Raw genomic sequence first — 23,438 nt, forward strand, 5'->3', positions numbered from 1 at the left:
AGCGCCCCGGAACAGCTATTGGGGGATCAGCGGCCGAGTCGGTCGACCGAGAACGATTCGCGGCGCCGGCTGGCATCCGGCTTCACCTGCACCACGGCGCCGATCTGGCGCTCCAGCTTGGCGCGCAGCTCGGCATCGAACAGGGCGGCCACGTCGGGTGCGCAGGCGATTTCCAGCTTGCCGCCCGGGCTGCCATGGGCCTCGCGCCAGGTCCGGCGCAGCAGTTCGGCCAGCACCGACGGCAGCGACGGCAACCGGCCATCGCCGTCACAGGTCGGGCAATCCTCGAACAGGCGGGCGGCCAGCGGTTCGCCGACGCGCTTGCGCGTCATCTCGACCAGGCCGAGCGCCGACATGCCCAGGACCTTCGTGGGCGCCGGATCGCGCTTCAGCGCCTCGCGCAGCGCATTCACAGTGCGCGCACGATAGGCGGCGTTTTCCATATGCAGGAAGTCGATCACCACGATGCCACCGATGCCGCGCAGGCGCAGCTGGCGCGCGATCGCCGTCGCCGCTTCGATGTTGATCTTGAGGGCCTGTTCCTCGAACGCATGGCCGCGCGCAGACGCCCGGCCGGAATCGACATCGATGGCGGTGAGCGCTTCGGTCTCGCCGAATACGATCATGCCGCCTGAAGGAAGTTCGACATGGCGGCCGAGCGCCGCCGAAATATCACCCTCGATCTCGTACAGCTCGAACAGCCCGGCGGGATCATCGAAGCGCTCCAGCTTCGACACATAATTCGGCGCATGTTCGAACAGCCAGGCGCGCGCTTCGGCGAAACCGGCAGCGGCATTGACGCGGATACGATCCAGCTTCGCGCCGACAAAATCGCGCAGCGCGCGGCCCACCGGGCCCATCTCACGCCACAACTCGGCCGGCACATCGCCGCTGTCTGCAGCCTTGGCACGCTGCTGTTCGATGCCGATCCAGCGCGAGCGCAGACGCTGCAGGTCGGCCAGCAGTTCTTCCTTCGACACGCCATCGGCATTGGCGTTGACGATGCAGCCCATGCGCCTGCGGCGTTCATCACCATTGCGCCGCTCAGGATCGTGCGACGACGGCTTGCCGCTGCGGCGGTCGCCGGCACGGTGCTGCAATCGCACATTCACTTCACGCTGCAGGCGGGCAGTGACTTCGAGTGGCGTCTGGTCGGCCAGCGCCATCAGACTCTGCATCACGGCGGCAAGCCGCATGCGTTCGGCATCCTGGCTGATCCGCTTGGTGACGCGCACGGCGGCATCGAACGGCGCGAGCGACAGGAAGCGGCCGGGCAGCGCGATAAAGCAGCTGAGCTTGACGCCCTTCTCGCCGACCGGATCGCGGGTGACCTGCACCAGCACGGTCTCGCCTTCATGCAGGCATTGCTCGATCGGCTTGTCGTCGGCATCCACGATGTCGTCGCGGCCAAGGAAGCCGTCGCGGCTCAGGCCGATATCGACATAGGCCGCCTGCAGCCCCTTCTCGATCCGGCGCACGCGGCCGAGGAAAATCGCGCCCAGCGCGGAATCGCGTTCGGGCCGCTCCAGATCGAGGTGGACCAGACGGCCGTCCTCGACCAGGGCGACACGCGTTTCGGTCAATCCGACATCGATCAGCAGTTCGTTGGCCATCGAACCTGTTTATAGCTGAATTCGTTAAAGAATCGGATAGCCCAGGCCCTTCAAAAGCCCGGCGGTTTCGGCCAGCGGCAGGCCGACCACGTTGGAATACGACCCGCCGATCCAGGGAATGAAGGCCTCGGCCCAGCCCTGGATGGCATAGCCCCCCGCCTTGCCCAGCCCCTCGCCGCCCGCCACATAGGCGGCGATCTCGGCGGCTTCGAGCCGGCGCAGGCGCACTTTCGTCTCCACCACGCGGGCGACGCGGCGCCCATCGGGATGGATCAGGCAGAGCCCGGTGGTGACGGTATGGCGGCGGCCCGACAGCAGGCGCAGGCAGTCCGCCACCTCAGCGGCGGTTTCCGCCTTGGGCAGGATGCGGCGGCCCAGACCCACCACGGTATCGGCGGCCAGCACCAGCGCGGCCGGGCGCAGGCCCGCCACCGCCGCGGCTTTGGCCTGGCAGAGCCGCAGCGCCAGGGCGCGCGGCAATTCGGATTTTTCAGGCGTTTCGTCGAGATCGGCGGCGAGAATCTCGGCCGGCACGATGCCGATCTGCCGCAGCAGGTCGCGACGGCGCGGCGATGCGGAGGCCAGAACAAGGAGTGGCGCAGCCACGGTTCCGGCCCCGGATCAGACTTACTTGAAGCGGAAGGTGATGCGGCCCTTGGTCAGGTCGTAGGGGGTCATTTCCACCATGACCTTGTCGCCCGCCAGCACGCGGATGCGGTTCTTGCGCATCTTGCCCGAGGTATGGGCCAACACTTCGTGGCCGTTATCGAGCTTCACCCGGAACATGGCATTGGGCAGCAACTCGTCCACCACGCCGGGGAATTCCAGCAATTCTTCCTTCGCCATTCAGCCTCTGTTGTACGGTCGTCACGCGCCGGGGCGGCGCGGATTGCTGCGCTCTCAAGCGCGGGCGAGAACATGCGCGCGACAGCCCGGAAAATCAAGCAGTGTCAGGCGCATGGCTCGATTCGGCCATTCTGCCGGGCGAAAGCGCGTTCACGGCACAGCTTTGCAGTTTTATGTTATAAATATCAAATACTTACAAATTCGCGGTTCACTCGACCTCGATCCGCAGCGCCGACCAGACCCATTTGGCGTCGTCATGGCTTTTCAGCGCGGGATGCTTGTCGTCGCGCGGATAGACCACCCAGGTCGGGCCGCGGCCGCCCAGGCCGAGATATTTGCCGTCGGCCTTGAGTGCCAGCAGCACGCCATACTGGCGCAGCTCAGGCACCGGGATTTCCGCGCCATAGCCGTCCAGCGCATAGACCTTGATGGTCTGACCGGTGGCGCCCGCCGCCTTGAGCACGTCGGCCAGCAACGGCCCCTCGAATTTATAGGCTTTGGGCCAGGTGTCGTATTTCACCGTCAGCGACGTCATGCCGAGCTTTTCCAGCATGGCGAGATCGAACTGCGCCGCCTTGTCGAAGCTGACACTGCCGAATTTGAAGAAGGCGTCCTCGAACTCGTTGAGCGCGCCGCGATTGGTGTTGGCGATCTTGCCATGGAGGGTGAGCACCACCGGGCCCTTGGGCTGCGCCAGATCGGCGGCCTGGGCAGAGACGGCGAAGCAGATGGCGAACAGCGGAGCGAACAACAGACGCAGCATTGAGTGGCCCTCCAAGTATCAGCGCATTTTATCGCCACAAACCAAAACCGTCACCCTCGGCCTTGTGCCGAGGGTGACGGTTTATGTAAGAACCGCTGGCGAGGACATAAATAGTTTCGTCATTCCCGCGAAAACGGGAATCCAGATTGAAGCGTTCAGGCTGTGGTGTACTGGATCTCCGCTCGTCGCGCTTTACGCGACAATATTATGTTGGGCGGCAAAGCCGCCGGGCGCGGGGATGACGAGGTGCGCTTCAGCCCTGCTTGCAGGGGAAGATCATCGTCGCCGTGGTGCCGCGACCGAGTTCGCTGGCGATCTTGAGCTTGCCGCCATGCAGCGCCATCAGGCGATGCGAGATAGCGAGACCGAGGCCGGTGCCCTGGCGGCGCTGGTTCTTCGGGCCGGCCTGGTAGAAGGCCTCGCCCAGCCGCACCAGATCGGCCGGCGCGATGCCCTGTCCGTCATCACTGATGCTGATGCGCACGACATCCTTCTCGACCGCGCCCGTCACGACGATGCGGCCCTCGGCCGGCGTGAACTTGATCGCGTTGGAAATCAGGTTGAGCAGAACCTGGCGGAAAGCACTGCGGTCGGCATTCAGCACCGGCAGACCATGCAGGCTGGCATCCATCACCAGCGACAGTTCCTTCTGCCGCGCCTGGGTCAGCAGCAGCGAGATCACCGCATCGGCCTCGTCCACCACCTTCAGCTTATCTAGCGTCAGCGTCATCTTGCCGGCTTCGATGCGGCTGAGATCAAGGATCGAGTTGATCACTTCGAGCAGATGCTGGCCGGCCTGGCGGATCAACCCGGCGTAATCCTTGTAGTGGTCGTCGCCGAGCGGGCCATAGGCCTCGCTTTGCAGCATCTCGGCAAACCCGATCACGGCATTCAGCGGCGTGCGCAGCTCGTGGCTCATGAAGGCGAGGAACTCGCCCTTGGAGCGCGAGGCCAGCATCGCCTCCTCGCGCGCCGCTTCGGTTTCAGACAATGAGCGATGCAGTTCCAGCGCATCGAGTACTAACGCTGCGAATTCCTTCAGATGTCCGCGCTGCACATCGTCGAACTTGCGGGGTGTGGGATCGAAGATCCCCAGCGCGCCGATGCAGTGGCCGTCGCGGCTGATCAGCGGCGCACCGGCATAAAAGCGCAGGCCGCCCTCCACCGCCGCAACCAACGGATTGTCAGCGAAGCGTGCATCGGCCTGCAGGTCTTCGGCAACGCAAAGCTCGTCGCTGAGGATCGTCCAGGCGCAGAAGCCGGTTTCACGCGGCAGTTCGCGCACATCGACGCCGACATGCGCCTTGAACCACAAACGATCGGCATCGAGCAGCGTGATCCCGGCACCCGATGTGCCGAAGACACGCGCAGCCAGCCGCGCCAGACGATCGAAGCGCGGATCGTAGGGCGTGTCGAGAATGCCGAAGCTGCGCAGGTCGGCGAGACGAGCGGCTTCATTCGGTGGGAGCGGTGCAGCAGGCAAAGTTCAGTCTCGCTGGGAAGCGCTTCTATTTAGGGGCGGTATACCGCCACCGCAAGCGCTGTTCCGTATCGTGACGGTATCGCCAAGCACTTGAGATCATTATGGTTAACTGCGCTGCGGCGATTAGCCGCCCCACTTCATCGCCCTGAAATAGAAATACGGACTGCCAACCTTCGCATAACCCCAGTGGAGTCTGGACGGGCTCCGCGCCCGGCCTTTAAGACGGCTCCCATGCTGCAGCTCGACCATATCACCGTCATTACCCCCAGCCTGGCCGAGGGCGTGGCGCATGTGCGCAGCTGTCTCGGCATCGACGTGCCGTTCGGCCGCGCGCATCCGGATATGGGCACCCACAACCACCTGCTTCGGCTCGGCGAGAGCGTCTATCTGGAGATCATCGCCGTGAACGCGGACGCGCCGCGGCCCGATCGCGCGCGCTGGTTCGGCCTGGATGATCAGGCGGACGTGCGTGCCGACTGGGACAGCGGCCGGCGCCTGCGCGGCTGGGTGGCACGCACGAACGATATCGATGCCGTGCTGGCAGGACATGAGACTGTGCTGGGCCGCAAGGTGGCGTTCACCAGCGCCAATGGCAGCTTCTGCTTCGCGATTCCCGAGGATGGATCGCTGCCGCTGGAGGGCGCGGCGCCATCGGTGATCGACCGGCTGGGCAAGCCACCCTCGGTTGCCGCCATGGCCGATGCGGGCGCGCGGCTGCAATCGGTGATGCTGGAACATCCCGAGCCGGCACGCGTCATCGCGCTGTATCGCAGCCTCGGCATTGCCGATCCGCCGGTTGTCGTCTCGGGCGAGCGCCTGCGCTATCGCGCGCTGATCAAGACGCCGAACGGACTGCGCGAACTGACCTGAGTCTCAGCGACGACGCAGAATGGCTTCGCCATCCACCGTCACGCTGATGGTCTGCTCGCCTGCCGCCGCCACCGGCGGCGCGGCTTCGGCACGGGCCGACATGGCCATGGCCTTCATCATCACCGGACGCGCGATCATGCCGCCATTCAGGCCGACACGGGCCCAGCCCTCGAAGCGCATGTCGAGCGCGGCCGCCGCTTTCTCGGCGCGCGCCCCCAGACGCTGCAGCGCCTCGGCGAACATCTCATCCTGCTGGCCGCGCTGCTGCTCGCGCGACAGCGTGTAGCCCAGTTCCTGCAGCGCCAGACCTTCGGTCTGCAGCGCACCGACCGCCTCAAGCAGCTTGGCGTCGTCCTTCGCGGTGATGATCAGGCTCTGCTGCGCGCGCCACAGCGGCGCCGGCGGCTTGGCGCCGGCCGGCAGGCTCTGCGGTCGCTGCGGACTTTCCTGGTAGGTGTTGTAGCTGCCGGTTTCGACCTCGAGCCCGAGTGCCTTCACCCGGTTGAGCGCCCGGGTCATCGCGGCATTGACGCTGGACTGCGACGTGGCAGCCGACTCCGACGTCGCCTGCGCCATCAGGCGGGCACGCATGGTGTCGGGGGTGACGTCGCGTTCGGCGCTTTCCGACAGCGTGAGCAGCGTGGCGTCATCGGGCAGCGTGCGCTGCACGGTTTGCGCTTTCGCGTTGTCGCAGGCGGCGACAGCGAACAGCATGAGGGCGAGAACGGGAAACGCGAGGCGGCGGGTCATGGCGTGAACTCCGGATCTTATCGTTGTCCGGATATGATACGCCAATCTTGGCGGTTTTGCGGCAGGCGGCGATCAGCCGGCCAGAAGCGGCCGCATACGATCCTTGGCATGGAAATACTTGCGCGCATAGGCCACCACCTGGCCGTCTGTCGGATGGTCCACGGTCTCGACGCCCAGGATACGCGGCTCCAGTCCCGGATGCGCCTTGATCGCATGGCGGAAGAGTTCCGTCTTCGCCGCACCCGGCCCCAGCAGCAGGATCTCCCCGGCCGCCTCAAGGGCCTTTACGATCTCCTCGAAGAAAGCGACATCCGCCGGTTCGCGGCCTGAGCCCACGACGGAACTGGCTTTGTGATGCAGGTGATGCTTGTGACCATGCACCGTCATCTTCTCGGCCGAGTCTCGGTCGAAATGGAAAATGCGGGCTTCGGCATGGTCCAGCCAGACCACGGCGTGATAATGCGACATTCCGGTCTCCTTGTTTTACCAGGGCAGACTAGACCGGTCGGCAGCGATCGCCTTGACGCAGGTCAAAAGAATGGGTCAGTGCCTTGCGAAACGCTCGCGGATTTTCTTGTTCAGAAAGTCGCGCACCTCGCGGTAGGCGGCCAGCCGCTGTTCCCGGGTGCCCTCCACGATGGTGGGGTCGAAGGTGTTCCAGAATTCGACGTCGCAGGCCATGGTGCGGGTCATGTCGACAGCGGTGTGCTGCGCCTCGGGCGACAGCGAGATGATCAGGTCGAACGAACTGTCTTCCAGGTCCTCGAAATTCTTCGAGCGGTGTTTGCTGATGTCGAGTCCGATCTCGTCCATCACCTCAACGGCCAGCGGATCGACCTTTTCCTTGCGCACGCCGGCTGAGTCGACGAAGACCTGCTTGGGATACAGCGCCTTGAGGATGCCCTCGGCCATCGGGGACCGGACGCTGTTCATGGTGCAACAGAACAGCACGCTACCGGGAAGCCGAGAGTCCATGGCTTACCGGATATGCAGGACGCAGATGACGGTGAACAGGCGGCGTGCCGTATCGAAATCGCAGTCGATCTTGCCCTTCAGCCGTTCGCGCAGCAATTCGGAGCCTTCGTTGTGGATGCCGCGCCGGGCCATGTCGATGGTTTCGATCTGCGACGGCGAAGAGCGCTTGATCGCCTGGTAATAGCTGTCGCAGATCTCGAAATAGTCCTTCACGATCTTGCGGAAGGGCGACAGCGCCAGAATGATCTTGCCAAGCGGGGCTGCTGCCTCGTCGCTGATATCGAAGACCAGCCGGTTGTCGGCGATGCCGATCGAAAGCTGGAACGGCCCCTGCGTGTCGTGCGCGCCGACCGGCGAGAAGCTGTTCTGCTCGATCAGGTCGAACATCGCGACCTTCAGCTCATGTTCGATATCGGCCGAGCGGCGCACCACCGTGCGCTCATCGAGCTGTACGTCGATGAGGCGGTGGCAATCCGGCAGCGCTCGCTCGGTCATACGGCTCCTCTGGGCAGCCTGATCGACACCGATAGTGCATGGCCCTGCAGGCCTTCGGCATTGGCCAGTGCGACCGCGGCCGGGCCGATCTTCTGCAGTGAGGCCTCGTCACACTGGACCAGCGTCGTGCGCTTCATGAAATCGAGCAGGTTCAGCCCCGAGGCGAACCGTGCCGCCCCCGCCGTGGGCAGCACATGGTTCGGACCCGCGACATAATCGCCGATCGCTTCCGGCGTGTGACGGCCGAGGAAGATGGCGCCGGCATGGCGCACCTTGTTCGCCAGTGCCTGCGGATCGTCGATGGCGAGTTCGAGATGCTCGGGCGCGATGGCATCCACGAGCGGCGCTGCATCCGACAGCTGCCCGACTGTGATCAGCGCGCCGAACTTTTCCCACGACGGCGTGGCGATATTGCTGCGCGGCATCGTCGAGAGCTGCTGGCGCACGGCGGCGCCGACTTTCTCGGCAAAGGCAGCATCATCGGTGATCAGCACCGACTGCGCCACTTCGTCATGCTCGGCCTGGGAGAGCAGATCGGCAGCGATCCAGGCCGGATCGTTCTTGTTGTCGGCGACCACGAGAATCTCGGACGGGCCGGCCGGGTTGTCGATGCCGACATGACCGAAGACCAGGCGTTTCGCCGTGACGACGAAGCTGTTGCCCGGACCGGTGATCTTGTCGACGGCGGGGATACTGTCGGTGCCATAGGCCAGCGCCGCCACGGCCTGCGCGCCACCGACACGATAGACTTCCGTCACGCCCGCGAGTTTCAGCGCCGCCATCACCAGCGGGTTGAGTTCGCCGTTCGGCGTCGGCAGCGTGACGACGACGCGGCGCACACCGGCCACCACCGCCGGCAGCGCATTCATCAGCACCGACGAGGGATAGGCCGCCTTGCCGCCGGGCACGTAAAGCCCCACGGCATCCAGCGGCGTCCAGCGATGGCCGAGCTTCACGCCCTGTGCGTCGGTGTAGAAATCATCCGACGGCCGTTGCCGCGCATGGAAATCGCGGATGCGGGCGGCGGCAGTTTCGAGCGCGGCAAGGGTCTGTGGGTCGACCTGCGTGGCCGCCGTATCAATCTCGGACTGCGAGATGCGCAGGCCGAGTGTCGCGGAATCGACATGATCGAACTTCGCGTTCAGCTCATGCAGCGCCGCATCGCCGCGCTTGCGCACATCGGCAATGATCTGGGCCACGACAGTCGAGACATCGGCCTCGGCGTCGCGCTTGGCCTTCACCATCGCGTTGAAGCGGGCGGTGAAGTCCTTGTCAGAGGCGTTGAGCGAGACAGGCATCAGCCGGCCGCCTTCTTTGCGCCGGCCTTGGCGGCGGTCGCAGCTTCCACGGCGGCGGTGAACTTCTCGAGCCAGCCGCCGACCTGGATCGGACGCGTCTTGAGCGCCGCGCGGTTGACCACCAGCCGCGACGTGACCTGCGCGATCACTTCGACTTCGACCAGGCCGTTGGCCTTGAGCGTCGCGCCGGTCGAGACCAGATCGACGATGCGGCGGCACAGGCCGAGCGTCGGCGCCAGTTCCATCGCGCCGTTCAGCTTGATGCATTCGGCCTGCACGCCACGCGCGGCGAAATAGGTCTGCGTCACATGCGGATATTTGGTGGCGACGCGCACATGGCTCCAGCGCTTCGGATCGTCGGACGCCGAGAGCGAGGCCGGTTCCGCCACCGACAGCCGGCAATGCCCGATATCGAGATCGAGTGGCGCGTAGATTTCCGGGAAATCGAATTCCATCAGCACATCGTTGCCGCAAACACCGAGCTGTGCGGCGCCGAAGGCCACGAAAGTGGCGACGTCGAAGCTGCGCACGCGGATCAGTTCGATATCGGGCTGGCTGGTGGCGAAACGCAGCTTGCGGCTGTTGTCGTCGGAGAATTCCTTCTCGGGCTCGATGCCGGCGGCGAGCAGCAGCGGCATGACTTCCTTGAGGATGCGCCCCTTGGGCAGCGCCATCACCAGCTTGTTCGAATCAGAGACACTCATGACACTTCCTTATGCTTGGGCACACGACGCACCGGATAGGGTTGCCCCAGATCCTGCATCTGTGCGTCCACGCATTCGACTTCAAGCCGGACGGCACCGCCGCCGGCAAATACCAGAGTGAGGACCGCCGCCGGTTCTTCGCCATGCGGTTCCGCGATGATCGAGAGCAGTTCGAGCGATGCTTTCGTATTGTCGCGGTCGATGCCGCTGCTCTGCACTTTCAGCACACCGTCGAAATGCAGGCCGGCCGGCACGCGCACATGCGGCATGGCGCGCACCAGCTTGCCGCGCGCATCGACGCGGTTCTCGTCTTCCCAGCGGAAACGGTTGAGCAGCATGGCAAAGCGGCGCTGCTGCGGCTGCCAGGCCATGTCGGCGGCGCGAAGCGTCGCATCCTGCAGGCAGGCCGCCAGCACGGTCACATCCTCCGCATCCTCTGCGCGCAGGCGCAGGGGCGGAAAACGTGGCGTCTTGCGGCGCTCGTCCATCTCAGTCCTTCAGTCTTTCGATATCCGCGCCACAGGCCGACAGCTTGTCTTCCAGCCGCTCGTAGCCGCGATCGAGGTGATAGACGCGGTTGATCACGGTTTCACCTTCGGCCGCCAGGCCGGCGAGAACGAGAGACACAGACGCGCGCAGATCGGTGGCCATCACCGGCGCGCCGGTCAGCTTGGGCACGCCGCGCACCAGCGCCGACGAGCCATGCACCACGATATTCGCTCCCATGCGCGCCAGTTCCGGCACATGCATGAAGCGGTTCTCGAAGATCGTCTCGGTGATCATCGAAGCGCCATCGGCCACCGCCATCAACGACATCATCTGCGCCTGCATATCGGTCGGGAATCCCGGATAGGGCGCAGTGAGGAAATCGACGCCTTTCAGACGCGAACCGTTGCGCGCGATCGAGATGCCGCGCGTGGTCTGGCCAATCTCGCAGCCGGCTTCCACCAGCTTCTCGGCCACGGCCTCGATCAGGTCGAGCCGTGCACCGGTCAGTTCCACCTTGCCGCCGCAGATCGCGACGGCCGCCAGATACGTGCCGATCTCGATACGATCCGGCACGATCTTGTGCGTCGCGCCACGTAAGGATGGTTTGCCGTGGATGGTGAGATGTTCGCTGCCGATGCCGTCGATCATCGCACCCATGGCGACGAGGCACTGCACGAGATCGCTGATCTCGGGTTCGCGCGCGGCATTCTCCAGCACGGTGGTGCCGTCGGCCAGCGCCGCGGCCATCAGCAGGTTTTCAGTGGCGCCGACCGAGACCTGCGGGAAGCGGATCACGGCTCCCTTTAGGCCCTGCTTCGCCCTGGCCTTGATATAGCCGTTCTCGACATTGATCTCGGCGCCCATCGCCTTGAGACCCATGATATGCAGATCGACTGGCCGCGTGCCGATGGCGCAGCCACCCGGCAGCGAGACTTCGGCTTCGCCGAAGCGCGCCAGCAGGGGGCCCAGCACGAGCACGCTTGCGCGCATCTTGCGGACGAGATCGTAGGGCGCCAGCGTCGAGGTGATCTTGCCGGCATTGAGATGGATGGTGCGGCCCTCGGGCGTGCCATTGCCGCCGTCCATCGAGACATCCACGCCATGCTGCTGCAGCAGATGCGCCATGGTGGCGATATCAGCCAGGTGCGGCACATTGGAGAGCGTCAGCGTCTCCTCGCTCAGCAGGCTGGCCGCCATCAGCGGCAGGGCCGCGTTCTTGGCGCCGCCGATGCCAATGCTGCCTTCGAGCGGCTTGCCGCCACGCAACCGGATTCTATCCATAACGCATTGATTCCAAAGAACTACCGGCTAAAATCGCCGGTCAGGGATAAATAGGGCACCGCTTGTCTAGCGCAAAGGGGGCTGAATCGCCAGTGCGGCGCGATTTCAGCCGCAGACTGTGGCGAGGACAGGGCGGCGGCAGCGCCGCCGGGTCAGTAGTTCTGCCAGGCCGCGGCGAGGACACCGTCGAGCGCGGTATGGTCGGCGGTGCTCAGGGTCAGCGTGGCCGGCACGGTGGCGGAATAGGCGGCCATGGCAGTGACGAGCGCATCGATATTGGCGGCCAACAATTCCTGTGTGCCCTCCGTGGTGCGGATCGCATCGACCTGACGGGTGGGATCGCTGTACCAGCTGGTCAGGGTGACCTGGCTGGAGGCTTCGCCGATCACGTTGATCACCAGATCGTTGCCGACATGGCGGAACCACAGCTGGTCGAAGGCCACGCCGGTCTCGAACAGCACGCGGTCGGTGGTGCCGGCGCCATCCGAAATGCCGCTCTGGCTCACCGTATCGAGACCGTCACCACGGGCGAATTGATAAGTGTCGCTGCCTGCGCCGCCATCCAGTGTGTCGTTGCCGGTGCCGCCATCCAGCGTGTCGTTGCCAGTCGCCGTAGCAGCCGCGCCAGTCGTCGGGGTGTAGCTGCCAGCGACAGCACCGGGTTCAAGCTGCGCGCCCCAGGCATAGAGACTGCCAGTCACGTTCACCGACAGGTCAGCCCCCACCAGCGCCATGCGGATCTGGCCCGAGGTGGCCGGGTCGATGTTGGTCAGCGTGCCGCTGATGCGGAACCAGCCATTGGCCAGCGCTTCCACGCCCGCCACCAGGTTGCCCGCCGCGCCGCCCGCCGTGCGCACCGTGCCATTGGCGAAATTCAGCACCACGTAAGAATCCTGGTTCACCGAACCGGGCATGAAGATCTGCATCCAGGCTTCTGCCGCCGTGCCCTGCTTCAGGTAGACCGACGCCGTGATCCTGTCATTCTGCGCCACCGTATGGGCGACCTGCTGGTAGACCGTGTGGTTGCCGCCGGAGAAGCTCAGCAGGTCCGCCGTGGTTGTGCCGTCCGGCGCCGCCAGCGTATTGGCCGTGATCGTCGCCTGCGCGCCGGCCGGGCCGCGCGCCCAGGCCGAGACATTCTCGAACCCGGCGCTCTGGCGCAGCAGATTCCACCCGCCGTCGCCCAGCAGCGTGTCGTTGCCGGCACCGCCGGAAAGCTGGTTGGCGCCCGCGCCGCCGGTCAGCGTGTCGGCAAAGGCCGAACCGGTCACATTCTCGATACCGCTCAGCACATCGCCCGCGGCATCGCCGCCAGAAGACGTTCCGGTGGCGAGATTCACCGTCACGCCACTGGAGGAACCGGAATACGAGGCCGTGTCGGTGCCGATACCGCCTGTCAGCACATCCGCGCCCGCGCCACCGATCAGCGTGTCGTTGCCGGCACCGCCAATCAGCGTGTCGTTGCCGGCGCCACCATCGAGGATGTCATCACCGGCGCTGCTGGCCGTAACAGCCGCGCTGGCAGTCGGCGTATAAGTGCCGGCGACAGCACCGGGTTCAAGCTGCGCGCCCCAGGCATAGAGACTGCCAGTCACGTTCACCGACAGGTCAGCCCCCACCAGCGCCATGCGGATCTGGCCCGAGGTGGCCGGGTCGATGTTGGTCAGCGTGCCGCTGATGCGGAACCAGCCATTGGCCAGCGCTTCCACGCCCGCCACCAGGTTGCCCGCCGCGCCGCCCGCCGTGCGCACCGTGCCATTGGCGAAATTCAGCACCACGTAAGAATCCTGGTTCACCGAACCGGGCATGAAGATCTGCATCCAGGCTTCTGCCGCCGTGCCCTGCTTCAGGTAGACCGACGCCGTGATCCTGTCATTCTGCGCCACCGTATGGGCGACCTGCTGGTAGACCGTGTGGTTGCCGCCGGAGAAGCTCAGCAGGTCCGCCGTGGTTGTGCCGTCCGGCGCCGCCAGCGTATTGGCCGTGATCGTCGCCTGCGCGCCGGCCGGGCCGCGCGCCCAGGCCGAGACATTCTCGAACCCGGCGCTCTGGCGCAGCAGATTCCACCCGCCGTCGCCCAGCAGCGTGTCGTCATCCCCACCGCCATTCAGCGTGTCGTTGTCGCCACCACCATTCAGCGTATCCGCACCGCTGGTGCCGGTGATCTGGTTGGCCAGCGCATTGCCAGTGCCGCTCAGGCCTGCCGCGCCGAGCAGCACCAGATTCTCGACATTGTTGCCCAGCACATAATTGAGCGACGACTGCACCGTATCGGTGCCGCCGCCTGCGGCCTCGCTCACGCTGTCGCCAACATTGTCGACCGTATAGGTGTCATCGCCAGTACCGCCCGTCATGCTGTCGGCACCAATACCACCGTCCAGGATGTCGTTGCCGGCGCCGCCATTCAGCGTGTCGTTTCCGGCACCGCCATTCAGCGTGTCGTCGCCAGTGGCCATGACAGCTGCGCCGGTGGTCGGCGTATAAGTGCCCGCGACCGCACCGGGTTCAAGCTGCGCGCCCCAGGCATACAGGCTGCCGGTCACGTTCACCGCCAGGTCCGCTCCCACCAGCGCCACGCGGATCTGGCCCGAGGTCGCCGGATCGACGTTGGTCAGCGTGCCGCTGATGCGGAACCAGCCATTGGCCAGCGCTTCCACACCCGCCACCAGGTTGCCCGCCGCGCCGCCCGCCGTGCGCACCGTGCCATTGGCGAAGTTCAGCACCACGTAAGAATCCTGGTTCACCGAGCCCGGCATGAAGATCTGCATCCAGGCTTCCGCCGCCGTGCCCTGCTTCAGGTAGACCGACGCCGTGATCCTGTCGTTCTGCGCCACCGTATGGGCGACCTGCTGGTAGACCGTGTGGTTGCCGCCGGAGAAGCTCAGCAGGTCCGCCGTGGTTGTGCCGTCCGGCGCCGCCATCGCATTGGCCGTGATCGTCGCCTGCGCGCCGGCCGGGCCGCGCGCCCAGGCCGAAGTGTTCTCAAAGCCAGCACTCGACAGCAGCAGGTTCGAGCCACCGTCACCCAGCAGTGTGTCGTTGCCGCCACCGCCATTCAGCGTGTCGTTGCCGCCACCGCCATTCAGCGTATCCGCGCTGCCGGTGCCGGTGATCTGGTTGGCCAGCGCATTGCCAGTGCCGCTCAGGCCTGCCGCGCCGAGCAGCACCAGATTCTCCACATTGCTGCCCAGCACATAATTGAGCGACGACTGCACCGTATCGGTGCCGCCGCCTGCGGCCTCGCTCACGACGTCGCCAACATTGTCGACCGTATAGGTGTCGTCGCCAGTACCGCCCGTCATGCCGTCAGCGCCGGCACCGCCATCCAGGATGTCGTCACCATCGCCGCCGTCCAGCGTATCGCTGCCAGTCGCCGTCATGGCTACATTGGTGGTCGGCGTATAAGTGCCCGCGACCGCACCGGGTTCAAGCTGCGCGCCCCAGGCATACAGGCTGCCGGTCACGTTCACCGCCAGGTCCGCTCCCACCAGCGCCATGCGGATCTGGCCCGAGGTCGCCGGATCGACGTTGGTCAGCGTGCCGCTGATGCGGAACCAGCCATTGGCCAGCGCTTCCACACCCGCCACCAGGTTGCCCGCCGCGCCGCCCGCCGTGCGCACCGTGCCATTGGCGAAGTTCAGCACCACGTAAGAATCCTGGTTCACCGAGCCCGGCATGAAGATCTGCATCCAGGCTTCTGCCGCCGTGCCCTGCTTCAGGTAGACCGACGCCGTGATCCTGTCGTTCTGCGCCACCGTATGGGCGACCTGCTGGTAGACCGTGTGGTTGCCGCCGGAGAAGCTCAGCAGGTCCGCCGTGGTTGTGCCGTCCGGCGCCGCCATCGCATTGGCCGTGATCGCTGCCTGCGCGCCGGCCGGGCCGCGCGCCCAGCCACTGCCGCCGATATCGGCGCTGCCCACCAGCAGGTTCCAGCCGCCATCACCCAGCAGCGTATCGTTGCCGCCGCCGCCGGACAGCTGGTTGGCGCCCGCGCCGCCGGTCAGTGTATCGGCAAAGGCAGAGCCGATCAGGTTTTCGATGCTGGTGAGCGCGTCGCCTGCCGCATCGCCGCCACTGGCCGCGCCGGTCGTCAGGTTCACTGTCACTGCAGCGGCCGAGGCCGCGTAACTCGCCGTATCAGTCCCGTTACCGCCAGCGAGAGTATCCGCACCCGCACCGCCAGCCAACACGTCGTTGCCTGCGCCGCCATCGAGACTGTTGGCATTCGCATCGCCGGTCAGCGTGTCGGCAAAATCTCCACCAATCAGATTCTCGATACCGGAAAGTGTGTCGGTGTACTGAGCCCAGCCGGCGTCATACTTGATCGCCGTACCAGCAGCCAACGAAGCGACGATGTTTCCGGTTTCGCCAACGAAGCTGACCGTATCGATACCGTTGCCGCCGTTGATGATGTCGCTCCCCGAGTCACCGCGCAGGAAATCGTCACCATCACCGCCATTCAGCGTGTCATTACCGAAGTCGCCAAACAGAAGATTGGCGGCAGCATTGCCGGTGATGGTGTCGTTACCCAACGTGCCAAGAACGTTTTCAATATCAGCCAGGGTGTGATTGTAACTGCTTGACGATGAGTGCGCTCCCACACCGGTCAGTAGATTGACGTTGATACCGCCAGCGAGGTTGAAACCGTAGTAGCTGGCAGTGTCCGTGCCGCTGCCGCCATCCAGATGCACACCGGCGGCGCCACTGCCGAATAAGATAGAATCGTCGCCAGCACCGGCACGCACGCCAGCCGGCATCAGGCTGAGCGTGTCGTTGTAGGCAGAGCCTTCCAGCCACTCGAAATTGGTGATCAGAGCGTTGTTGCCACCCGCCGTGACGCCGACGGTCGACCAGGCATAACTGAGCGTATCGCTGCCATCGCCGCCATTCAGCGTGTCGTTGCCACCGCCGCTCAGGATGGTGTCGTCGCCGGCTCCGCCCAGAATGGTATTCACGCCAGAATTGCCGGTCAGCCTGTCGTTAAACGAGCTGCCGACCAGATTCTCGATGTTGGCCAGGGTGTCGCCCTGGGCTTCGGCACCGCTGCCGGTGCCGGTGGTAAGATTGACCGTGACCGCGCCGCCGGTGCCGAAGGAGTAGTCTGCCCAGTCCGTGCCCTGGCCGCCGTCAAGAATATCCGCGCCACCATTGCCGATCAGAACATTTGTGCCCCCATCGCCTGTCAGCGTGTCGGCAAAACTCGAACCACTGATATTCTCGATGCCGGAAAACACGTCGCCGGTCGCATCGCCTCCGGAAGCCGTGCTGAGGGCAAGATTGATGTTCACGGCACTGGCAGAATCAGCGTAGCTGATAGTATCCGTGTCGGCGCCGCCGTCCAGGATATCGCCGCCGGCACCGCCGCGCAGGATATCATTGCCCTGACCACCATAGAGCGCATCGTTACCCGCGCCACCCATCAACGTATTCGCCAGTGCATTGCCGGTGATGTGATCGCTGCCACTGCCGCCGGTGGCATTCTCGATATTGGCGTTGTAAGCGATCGAGAAATTGTTGGTCTGTACCCCGCCGGTATTGATCGAGCTGAAGCTACCTGCGTTCAGGTTGATCCAGTTGGTGACACTGAGTGTCGAAACATCGATCGTATCGATGCCACCGCCATCCCAGAGGCATTTCATCTGGTTGGCGCCGAAATAGTTCGCCACCGTGTAAGTGCTGGCGCCGGAATTGTAGTTGTAATTCACGCCATAGACATGTTGCAGCGCCGCAATATCCAGCAGCATCGGCGTGACCGGCGAGCTGTTCGGATAACTCGGATGGTCGTAGTAGGACATCACCGTATACCTGTGACTGTCCTGACCGGTGGGCAGATATGGCCCCGGTGTGCCGCCGCCGCCGGCATCGTAATTGCCGGGATGCTTCAGGCCGAGTGCATGGCCGATCTCGTGCAGCAGGGTGAGATAGCCCCAACTGCCCAACGAGGTGCCGGTGTTGCTGTTGGCGATGAAAACGTCGCCGCCGTATTTGTTTCCGGCAAAGGACTGGTTCGGATAATAAGCGAAACCGCCGACGCCAGGGTCCATCGTTGCATTGGTGAATTCGATGCTCGCGGCACTGTTCGAGTTGTATGTAACCTCATTGATCGTGAGATTGCAGACCGACTCATACATATCCATGATGCCGCGCACGGCAATCTGCTGTGCGCTGCTGAAGCTGGTCCGACCGGCGAAATCCGCCAGGATCGAGAAGCCTTCCGCATTCGCATAGGGTTCGAGATTGTAATAGCGCTGCGGAATCGACGTCATGAAGGCGAAGGTGATCGTCGCCCCGGTACCGACGTTGCCGCCATTCCAGTAATTCGTGGAACCCTGATTCAGCAGCGGGTCGATGCTGCCCGGCGCACCCAGCACATAGTTCGGATCGCTGATCAGGCTGCCGCTGCTGAAGCCGGTCGTCGCGCTGCAGCCGTTACAGGCACAAAGCGCAGGCGAATGGATAGCGGCGCCACTTTGCTGCGTCGTTTCCCCCGCTCCTGAACTCACGCCTTGCCCCCGGTTGCTCGCGACACCCTTGCTGCGGGTGAGATACTGCCAAAGGGGCTATGGCAATACAACTTCAGAGAATCGGTGCCGATATGAATTTCCCGCTAAACCTGCCTAATCGTCGGCCGGTCTCTGAAAGCGTTATAAAATATACACTAAAAGTTGCAGCTTCGAGCGAAGCCTAACCGGAAGCGGGAATTACAGCTTGGGCAGCGTGACGCCGCGCTGGCCCATGTATTTGCCGGCACGGTCGGCATAGCTCACCTCGCAGGGCTGGTCGCCTTTGAGGAAGAGGAACTGGCAGGCGCCTTCATTGGCGTAGATCCTGGCGGGCAGCGGCGTGGTGTTGGAAAATTCCAGCGTCACATGACCTTCCCATTCGGGCTCCAGCGGCGTGACATTCACGATGATGCCGCAGCGCGCATAGGTGCTCTTGCCCAGGCAGATCACCAGCACGTCGCGCGGGATGCGGAAATATTCCACCGTGCGCGCCAGCGCAAACGAGTTGGGCGGGATGATACAGACATCGGTATCACGGTCGACGAAGGAATCCGGTGAGAATTCCTTGGGATCGACCACCGCGCTGTTCACGTTGGTGAAGATCTTGAACTCGCGCGCCACGCGGGCGTCGTAGCCGTAGGAGGACAGGCCGTAGGAGATCGTGCCCTCGCGCTTCTGCGCCTCGACGAAAGGCTCGATCATGCCCTGCGTCTTCGCCATTTCGCGAATCCAGATATCGGACATGACAGACATGCAGCTGCGCCCTTTCGGTGGCGGGAATACGGTCGTTCGGGCTTAAGCGGGCCGCGCTGGCGCGTCAAGCGCCCCCATCAAGCAGCGGGTCATCTTCGGGTTCATCCGGCCCTTCGCCGCCAGAGTCCTGTGCGGTCCGGTCGCGGGCCTGCTGTTTGCGGCGGCCGATATTGGCGCGCAGACTGGCGGCCAGCCGGGCGGCGCGCTCGGCACGCGCTTTCGCCCTGCGGTGACGCAGGGCTGAAACCGGTGCATCCGGAGCCGATCTGTCGCTGTCTGCCATCACCCGTCCCGCCGCCCTTTGCGGTGCTGGCAGCGATAGCCAGCGGGGTTGCGGCCGTCAATTGGAAATGCGCCGACCGGTCGCTGCGATCACGGCTCAAAGCCCCGGAAAGACAGACAAATCCCTGATTTCACAAAACCCGGCCGAAACCTTGGATGTCGCGCTTGCGCCGACCGGCCGGCTGTGGCAGTTTCCGCGCCCGACGCCGGCCGGACTCTCAGGGTCCGAGGGCCGGTTTGTCATTTTAGGCCCCTGTTAATCCAGTTGGATGTTAATCCAGCCGGATTAAACACCAGATTCGGGCTGCTGTAGCTCAGTGGTAGAGCACCTCATTGGTAATGAGGAGGTCGACAGTTCAATCCTGTCCAGCAGCACCATCTGCCACACGGCATTTTTCTGTAATACGTCTAATGGACAACTTGCTCATGCCTGTATGGCATGGCATGACCATGGCCGATTAGATCGCGCACCTCTTAACAGATTAGACAATCCGCAATGGCCCGTGGCCTTCGTCTTGCCTTTCTGGCGTTGATCTCCCTAGGCTCGCTCGCTGCGACCCTGTATTTCGCCGGCATCGACACTGTTATCGAGACCCTGGGCTCGATCCACTGGTTCAGCATCGTGGTGGCCGCCGTGCTGGTGCTGGCCAATTCGCTGCTGTCGCTGGTGCGGTTCCGCTCGGTGCTGGCCGGCCTGGGCTTTCAGCCGAGCTGGCGCAGCCTGTTCTTCGCCCACTCGATTGGTCAGGTTTCCAACCAGATCTTCCTCAACATCATCGGCCAGAGCCTGAGCCGCGCCGCCGCGCTGGCGGCCGACGGCGTGCCGTTCAGCGCCTCGGTGATCGCCACCTACTGGGAACGCATTCAGGCCGCCGCCATCCTGTTCCTGCTCAGCCTGGTCAGTGTCTGGTATCTCTTCGTCAACATCCACTTCGATCTGCTGCCGGCCGGCTTCTCGCTGCTGTCGGTACTGGCGACATTGGCCGTGGTGGCTGTCGTGATATTCGCGGTCGTGCTGCGCCCGGCCGGTATGCTGAAGGGCCTGCCCACCTCGCTGCGCGCGGCCAGTCGCCAGTGGCCCAGCGTGCTGATCACGCTGCTGGCGCATGCCTGCATGCTCGGCGCCTATCTCAGCCTGCTCTGGGGCATCGGCGTCATGCGCTTTGACGGCGAGGTGATCGCCGCCCTGATCATCGTGATGTTCACCTCCAGCCTGCCAATCAGCTTTTCCGGCTGGGGCATCCGCGAACTGAGCGCGGCGCAGGCGTTGGGCGCGATCGGCATCGATGACTCGGCAGCCATTGCCAGCGCTGTCGCCATCGGCCTGCTGTATCTCTTCCTGGTCGTGATCTTTGCGGTTGTCAGCACCCTGATCGTGATGCGGCACCGCAAGAAATACGCCGCACAGAAGACACAGCCGGCGGCCGTGATGACGCCCGGCATCAACTGGGCCACGATCGGCATCACCATCGGCTGCATGCTCTGTGCCATGCTGCTGTTCTTCCAGCTGCGCATTCCTGTGCGCGGCGGCGAACTCACCGCCAATGTCGCCGACCTGATTTCGCTGACCAGTCTGGGCCTCGCGCCCTTTTTCCTGTGGCGCTACCGGTATGCGCTGCCGCTGCCGAAGTTGCTGCTGGCGGGCCTGGCAGCAGTGACGTTGGTATTCGCGGCCTCGCTCGCCTATGGCTACAGCCGTTTCGGCTGGACCAGCTGGGCATTCCTAAACCGCGGCCTCGGCTGGCTGATCATTCTCGGCTATGTCACCACCGGCGTCGCGATTGCCGTGACGACAGACCGGCACCGCCGCCTCCTGCTGTCGACCTTCATCGCCACCGGCAGCACCATCGCGGTGCTGCAACTGGGCCTGATGATCGCGGCGCTGGCCGGCATCAGACTCCATCAGGATATCTTTTCGCTACCGCTCAAGGCCTATGCCGGCAATACGAATGCCTTCGCCGTGCAGATGGTGATGACATCTGCCGCTGCAATCGCGGCCTGGCATCTGGGGATTTTCGGCCGGCACAGATATCTGCTGTCACTGATCCTCAGCGTCGCCTGCGCCGCGATCTATTTCTGTCATTCCCGTGCGGGCCTGGGCATGACCCTCATTCTGCTGGCCACCATGATGCTGTTCCCGGCGCAGAGCAGTCGCCGCGCCCTGCTGCCGAGCCTGATCTGGTCACTGGCGACGCTGTTGTTATGCACGCAGTTGCACGAAATCTATGCCATCTTGGTGCCCGCGGTTGCCAAAGCCGTGGCCTTCTTCACCAACAGCGCCACCAGCGCCGCGGAGGCGGCCTATGTGCAACAGCTCACCGCGCTGCTGCAGGTCAGCATCGAGCGCCAGTCGGGCGACCTGGAACGCTGGACCAGCATCACCGACGGCTGGGCGATGTGGCTGGAGCGGCCGATCTTCGGCAACGGCCTCGGCGCCTACATGCATCACTATCTCAGCACCACCGGCGGCCCGCTGGTGATCCATTCGGTGCCGGTCTGGCTGCTGGCCGAAACCGGGCTGGTCGGTCTGCTGGTCGTGGCCGGCACATTCGGCATTGCCATACGCCACGCCTTCCGCGGTATGGCGATGCCGGAGACGGCCGGCTGGGCCATCGGCCTGCTGGTCGCGCTGGTCTGCCTCGGCGCCGCCACGACCGTGCATGACTTCTTCTTCCAGCGCAGTTTCTGGTTCCTGCTCGGCCTGCTTGCTGCGCTGCCGAACGACGACAGAACCACCGGCGCGCCCGCCGCCCGGGGCTGATCCACGCGGCCTGGCCTACAGCTTTAGCGACAAGTCGATGCGGCGGCGGTAGACTTGAAGGCGATGATCGGCCGCACGCCTTTTTCCGACGAGCCCATACTGGATGCCGTGGCGGTGTACTGGTCGCGCAAGCGGCTGGGCCGCCGCATGGCGGATCGCGGCGAGATCGATCCGCTCGACCTGCCGCCGGCGATCTGGCCCAACCTGCTGATCACCGAACCGGCCGGCGCCAGCATCTGGCGTTACCGCCTGGTGGGGTCAGCGCATGTCGAACGCTATGGCACGGATTTCACCGGCAAGACGCTGCACGACATCATGCAGGGCAGCTATCGCGACTACATGACACATATCTACGATGCCGCTTTCCATGACGGCGTGCCGGTCTACTCCGAAAGCGTATTCCGCTGGGATGCCGAAGGATTTGCGATGACGCGACGCCTGATGCTGCCGCTGAGTTATGGCGAGACGGACCGACCCGCGCAGGTGTTCAGCGTGCAGGTCTGGCCCTCCGCGATTCCGGTGCAGCCGCGCTCGATCACCGAACTCAGCCGCAGCGGCGGCTTCCGCGACGGCTTCTACCTGCGGCTCGACACCGAGACATTCACGCCGCTGCCCGATCAGGACATGCCGGGCGGTTTCTGAAGTCAGATCCCGCCGAGGCCACTGCTGTTACGGCAGCGGCAGCCGGACGGAGTACTGCGAGATCACCCGCAGCGGCACGCTGCCGGTATTGGTCACAGCCAGCACAGCATTGCCGATCGGGCCGCTGCTGTAGCGATCATAGAGTTCGATTTTGCCATTGGCCGGCACGGCCACCGTGGTGCCGCCCGCAGGAATCTGCAGGCTGCCGGCAACGTTGCTGCCGTTGGTAACGACGATGGTGGTGTAGTTGTTGCGCTCGGCAACATCGATCTGCGTCGTTGCGCCGGGTTGCACAACGAAGCTGCCGGCCTGCACCGGCGCTGCAGCCAAGCTTGTCGCGAGGACAACGGCAAGAGCAACAGCTGGAAGAAATGCGGCGGAAAAGGTGGCTTTTGTCATGGTCGGTCTCCAATGCTCCCGCATATTGCATTGCAATGGCGGCCGGAGCGATTGAACACAAGTATGGTTGCACATGACGAAAGGCCAAGACCACGCGTCTGGCAAAGTCGCCACCCTGCGGCGAGCGTCACAGTTTTCAATGCAAGCCCGCTTAGTAATCACACAGCAGTTAGAATTCGTTAGTTTTTCTACGTCATATGGAATATGTTTTGGTTAACGCTGCACGCAGGGGTCGGCCTGGGGAGAAGAGGCATGGGGCAGCACTACCCGTTTGTGAATTATAAGATCGACGGCAAAGTCGTCACCCTGATCATGGTGTCGGAATCCGGCGTCGCCACGCCGGAAATGGCCCAGCGGTCCATGGCTGCGTTCAAGCAGCGCCTGCAGAAAGATGATGTCGTGCTGGTCGCCAAGGGCGTCAGCCTTGCACCCATCTTCATCGGCGCCAAGCCTTACGTGGAAAAGCTGAAAGACCTGCCGCTGCACCAGATCGCCTGGGGCAAGGTCGAAATGTGACCTGCCGGCCGGGGC

The 23,438-nt window shown here is 64.2% G+C and carries 21 protein-coding genes and 1 tRNA gene; 5 read left to right on the forward strand and 17 right to left on the reverse strand.

The features are described 5' to 3' along the window. Window positions 1–26: 26 nt before the first annotated feature. From FNB15_RS05265 to FNB15_RS05285, 5 genes are all read right to left on the reverse strand, one after another. Entirely contained in the window at window positions 27–1,613 is a 1,587-nt protein-coding gene (locus FNB15_RS05265) for a ribonuclease E/G (RefSeq protein WP_144067702.1), read from the reverse strand. Between the two features lie 24 nt (window positions 1,614–1,637). Continuing rightward, entirely contained in the window at window positions 1,638–2,219 is a 582-nt protein-coding gene (locus tag FNB15_RS05270; protein ID WP_144067703.1) for a Maf family protein, read from the reverse strand. 21 nt (window positions 2,220–2,240) lie between these two features. Continuing rightward, the gene (gene infA, locus FNB15_RS05275) at window positions 2,241–2,459 is read right to left on the reverse strand and encodes a translation initiation factor IF-1 (RefSeq protein ID WP_144067704.1); all 219 of its coding nucleotides are present in this window, start codon (window positions 2,457–2,459) and stop codon (window positions 2,241–2,243) included. Window positions 2,460–2,667: 208 nt separating this feature from the next. Next, complete coding sequence (locus FNB15_RS05280) at window positions 2,668–3,222, reverse strand: putative pterin-binding protein (protein WP_144067705.1); 555 nt, start codon at window positions 3,220–3,222, stop codon at window positions 2,668–2,670. A 253-nt stretch (window positions 3,223–3,475) separates the two neighbouring features. Further along, on the reverse strand, window positions 3,476–4,705 hold the full coding sequence (locus FNB15_RS05285; RefSeq protein ID WP_144067706.1) for a GAF domain-containing sensor histidine kinase: 1,230 nt from the start codon (window positions 4,703–4,705) through the stop codon (window positions 3,476–3,478). A 231-nt stretch (window positions 4,706–4,936) separates the two neighbouring features. Between FNB15_RS05285 and FNB15_RS05290 the strand changes: the two genes are divergently transcribed. Further along, window positions 4,937–5,575, forward strand: coding sequence for a VOC family protein (locus tag FNB15_RS05290; protein WP_144067707.1), 639 nt, complete (start codon window positions 4,937–4,939; stop codon window positions 5,573–5,575). A gap of 3 nt (window positions 5,576–5,578) precedes the next feature. Here the strand turns inward: FNB15_RS05290 and FNB15_RS05295 are convergent, their stop codons facing one another. From FNB15_RS05295 to FNB15_RS05345, 11 genes are all read right to left on the reverse strand, one after another. After that, window positions 5,579–6,325, reverse strand: coding sequence for an SIMPL domain-containing protein (locus tag FNB15_RS05295; protein WP_144067708.1), 747 nt, complete (start codon window positions 6,323–6,325; stop codon window positions 5,579–5,581). A gap of 72 nt (window positions 6,326–6,397) precedes the next feature. After that, window positions 6,398–6,793: a translational machinery protein gene (locus FNB15_RS05300; RefSeq protein WP_144067709.1), complete on the reverse strand. Its 396-nt coding sequence runs from the start codon at window positions 6,791–6,793 to the stop codon at window positions 6,398–6,400. A 75-nt stretch (window positions 6,794–6,868) separates the two neighbouring features. After that, window positions 6,869–7,258: an arsenate reductase ArsC gene (locus FNB15_RS05305; protein WP_484083223.1), complete on the reverse strand. Its 390-nt coding sequence runs from the start codon at window positions 7,256–7,258 to the stop codon at window positions 6,869–6,871. 45 nt (window positions 7,259–7,303) lie between these two features. Then, window positions 7,304–7,780, reverse strand: coding sequence for a UPF0262 family protein (locus FNB15_RS05310; protein ID WP_185973820.1), 477 nt, complete (start codon window positions 7,778–7,780; stop codon window positions 7,304–7,306). Between the two features lie 11 nt (window positions 7,781–7,791). Then, the gene (gene hisD / locus FNB15_RS05315; RefSeq protein ID WP_144067712.1) at window positions 7,792–9,093 is read right to left on the reverse strand and encodes a histidinol dehydrogenase; all 1,302 of its coding nucleotides are present in this window, start codon (window positions 9,091–9,093) and stop codon (window positions 7,792–7,794) included. Then, window positions 9,093–9,797, reverse strand: a complete 705-nt coding sequence (hisG, locus tag FNB15_RS05320; RefSeq protein ID WP_144067713.1) for an ATP phosphoribosyltransferase — start codon at window positions 9,795–9,797, stop codon at window positions 9,093–9,095. Before hisG ends, hisD begins: the two co-directional genes overlap by 1 nt. Further along, the gene (locus FNB15_RS05325) at window positions 9,794–10,285 is read right to left on the reverse strand and encodes a DUF2948 family protein (RefSeq protein ID WP_144067714.1); all 492 of its coding nucleotides are present in this window, start codon (window positions 10,283–10,285) and stop codon (window positions 9,794–9,796) included. The genes hisG and FNB15_RS05325 overlap by 4 nt, the downstream gene beginning before the upstream one ends. Before the next feature lies 1 nt (window position 10,286). Beyond that, window positions 10,287–11,567 (reverse strand): UDP-N-acetylglucosamine 1-carboxyvinyltransferase, encoded by a 1,281-nt coding sequence (murA, locus tag FNB15_RS05330; protein WP_144067715.1) that lies wholly within the window; start codon window positions 11,565–11,567, stop codon window positions 10,287–10,289. 152 nt (window positions 11,568–11,719) lie between these two features. Next, entirely contained in the window at window positions 11,720–18,070 is a 6,351-nt protein-coding gene (locus tag FNB15_RS21450; RefSeq protein WP_144067716.1) for a phage head spike fiber domain-containing protein, read from the reverse strand. A gap of 198 nt (window positions 18,071–18,268) precedes the next feature. Further along, window positions 18,269–18,823 (reverse strand): dCTP deaminase, encoded by a 555-nt coding sequence (gene dcd, locus FNB15_RS05340; protein WP_144067717.1) that lies wholly within the window; start codon window positions 18,821–18,823, stop codon window positions 18,269–18,271. A gap of 64 nt (window positions 18,824–18,887) precedes the next feature. Next, complete coding sequence (locus FNB15_RS05345; protein WP_144067718.1) at window positions 18,888–19,106, reverse strand: hypothetical protein; 219 nt, start codon at window positions 19,104–19,106, stop codon at window positions 18,888–18,890. 302 nt (window positions 19,107–19,408) lie between these two features. On the opposite strand from FNB15_RS05345, the gene FNB15_RS05350 reads away from it, so the two are divergent. The 3 genes from FNB15_RS05350 (at window position 19,409) to FNB15_RS05360 (ending at window position 22,508) form a co-directional block, all read left to right on the forward strand. After that, a tRNA-Thr gene (locus tag FNB15_RS05350) sits at window positions 19,409–19,483 on the forward strand. Between the two features lie 118 nt (window positions 19,484–19,601). Continuing rightward, window positions 19,602–21,866 carry a lysylphosphatidylglycerol synthase domain-containing protein gene (locus FNB15_RS05355; protein WP_144067719.1) on the forward strand — a complete coding sequence of 755 codons (2,265 nt, stop codon included), beginning with the start codon at window positions 19,602–19,604 and terminating at the stop codon, window positions 21,864–21,866. A 63-nt stretch (window positions 21,867–21,929) separates the two neighbouring features. Further along, window positions 21,930–22,508 carry a PAS domain-containing protein gene (locus FNB15_RS05360; protein ID WP_246068849.1) on the forward strand — a complete coding sequence of 193 codons (579 nt, stop codon included), beginning with the start codon at window positions 21,930–21,932 and terminating at the stop codon, window positions 22,506–22,508. A gap of 27 nt (window positions 22,509–22,535) precedes the next feature. Here the strand turns inward: FNB15_RS05360 and FNB15_RS05365 are convergent, their stop codons facing one another. After that, on the reverse strand, window positions 22,536–22,907 hold the full coding sequence (locus tag FNB15_RS05365) for a hypothetical protein (protein ID WP_144067721.1): 372 nt from the start codon (window positions 22,905–22,907) through the stop codon (window positions 22,536–22,538). Window positions 22,908–23,159: 252 nt separating this feature from the next. Here FNB15_RS05365 and FNB15_RS05370 point away from each other — a divergent pair, with 252 nt between their 5' ends. After that, window positions 23,160–23,423 (forward strand): hypothetical protein, encoded by a 264-nt coding sequence (locus FNB15_RS05370; RefSeq protein ID WP_144067722.1) that lies wholly within the window; start codon window positions 23,160–23,162, stop codon window positions 23,421–23,423. Window positions 23,424–23,438 lie beyond the last annotated feature (15 nt).

The organism is Ferrovibrio terrae (assembly GCF_007197755.1).
GTDB classification, from domain to species: domain Bacteria; phylum Pseudomonadota; class Alphaproteobacteria; order Ferrovibrionales; family Ferrovibrionaceae; genus Ferrovibrio; species Ferrovibrio terrae.

What these genes read in the sequence shown, in the direction of transcription:
- FNB15_RS05265 (WP_144067702.1), bottom strand. Translation starts at nt 1,613, where the DNA reads ATGGCCAACGAACTGCTGATCGATGTCGGATTGACCGAAACGCGTGTC.
- infA (WP_144067704.1), bottom strand. Translation starts at nt 2,459, where the DNA reads ATGGCGAAGGAAGAATTGCTGGAATTCCCCGGCGTGGTGGACGAGTTG.
- FNB15_RS05280 (WP_144067705.1), bottom strand. Translation starts at nt 3,222, where the DNA reads ATGCTGCGTCTGTTGTTCGCTCCGCTGTTCGCCATCTGCTTCGCCGTC.
- FNB15_RS05290 (WP_144067707.1), top strand. Translation starts at nt 4,937, where the DNA reads ATGCTGCAGCTCGACCATATCACCGTCATTACCCCCAGCCTGGCCGAG.
- FNB15_RS05295 (WP_144067708.1), bottom strand. Translation starts at nt 6,325, where the DNA reads ATGACCCGCCGCCTCGCGTTTCCCGTTCTCGCCCTCATGCTGTTCGCT.
- FNB15_RS05300 (WP_144067709.1), bottom strand. Translation starts at nt 6,793, where the DNA reads ATGTCGCATTATCACGCCGTGGTCTGGCTGGACCATGCCGAAGCCCGC.
- FNB15_RS05305 (WP_484083223.1), bottom strand. Translation starts at nt 7,258, where the DNA reads ATGAACAGCGTCCGGTCCCCGATGGCCGAGGGCATCCTCAAGGCGCTG.
- hisD (WP_144067712.1), bottom strand. Translation starts at nt 9,093, where the DNA reads ATGCCTGTCTCGCTCAACGCCTCTGACAAGGACTTCACCGCCCGCTTC.
- hisG (WP_144067713.1), bottom strand. Translation starts at nt 9,797, where the DNA reads ATGAGTGTCTCTGATTCGAACAAGCTGGTGATGGCGCTGCCCAAGGGG.
- FNB15_RS05325 (WP_144067714.1), bottom strand. Translation starts at nt 10,285, where the DNA reads ATGGACGAGCGCCGCAAGACGCCACGTTTTCCGCCCCTGCGCCTGCGC.
- murA (WP_144067715.1), bottom strand. Translation starts at nt 11,567, where the DNA reads ATGGATAGAATCCGGTTGCGTGGCGGCAAGCCGCTCGAAGGCAGCATT.
- dcd (WP_144067717.1), bottom strand. Translation starts at nt 18,823, where the DNA reads ATGTCTGTCATGTCCGATATCTGGATTCGCGAAATGGCGAAGACGCAG.
- FNB15_RS05345 (WP_144067718.1), bottom strand. Translation starts at nt 19,106, where the DNA reads ATGGCAGACAGCGACAGATCGGCTCCGGATGCACCGGTTTCAGCCCTG.
- FNB15_RS05355 (WP_144067719.1), top strand. Translation starts at nt 19,602, where the DNA reads ATGGCCCGTGGCCTTCGTCTTGCCTTTCTGGCGTTGATCTCCCTAGGC.
- FNB15_RS05360 (WP_246068849.1), top strand. Translation starts at nt 21,930, where the DNA reads ATGATCGGCCGCACGCCTTTTTCCGACGAGCCCATACTGGATGCCGTG.
- FNB15_RS05365 (WP_144067721.1), bottom strand. Translation starts at nt 22,907, where the DNA reads ATGACAAAAGCCACCTTTTCCGCCGCATTTCTTCCAGCTGTTGCTCTT.
- FNB15_RS05370 (WP_144067722.1), top strand. Translation starts at nt 23,160, where the DNA reads ATGGGGCAGCACTACCCGTTTGTGAATTATAAGATCGACGGCAAAGTC.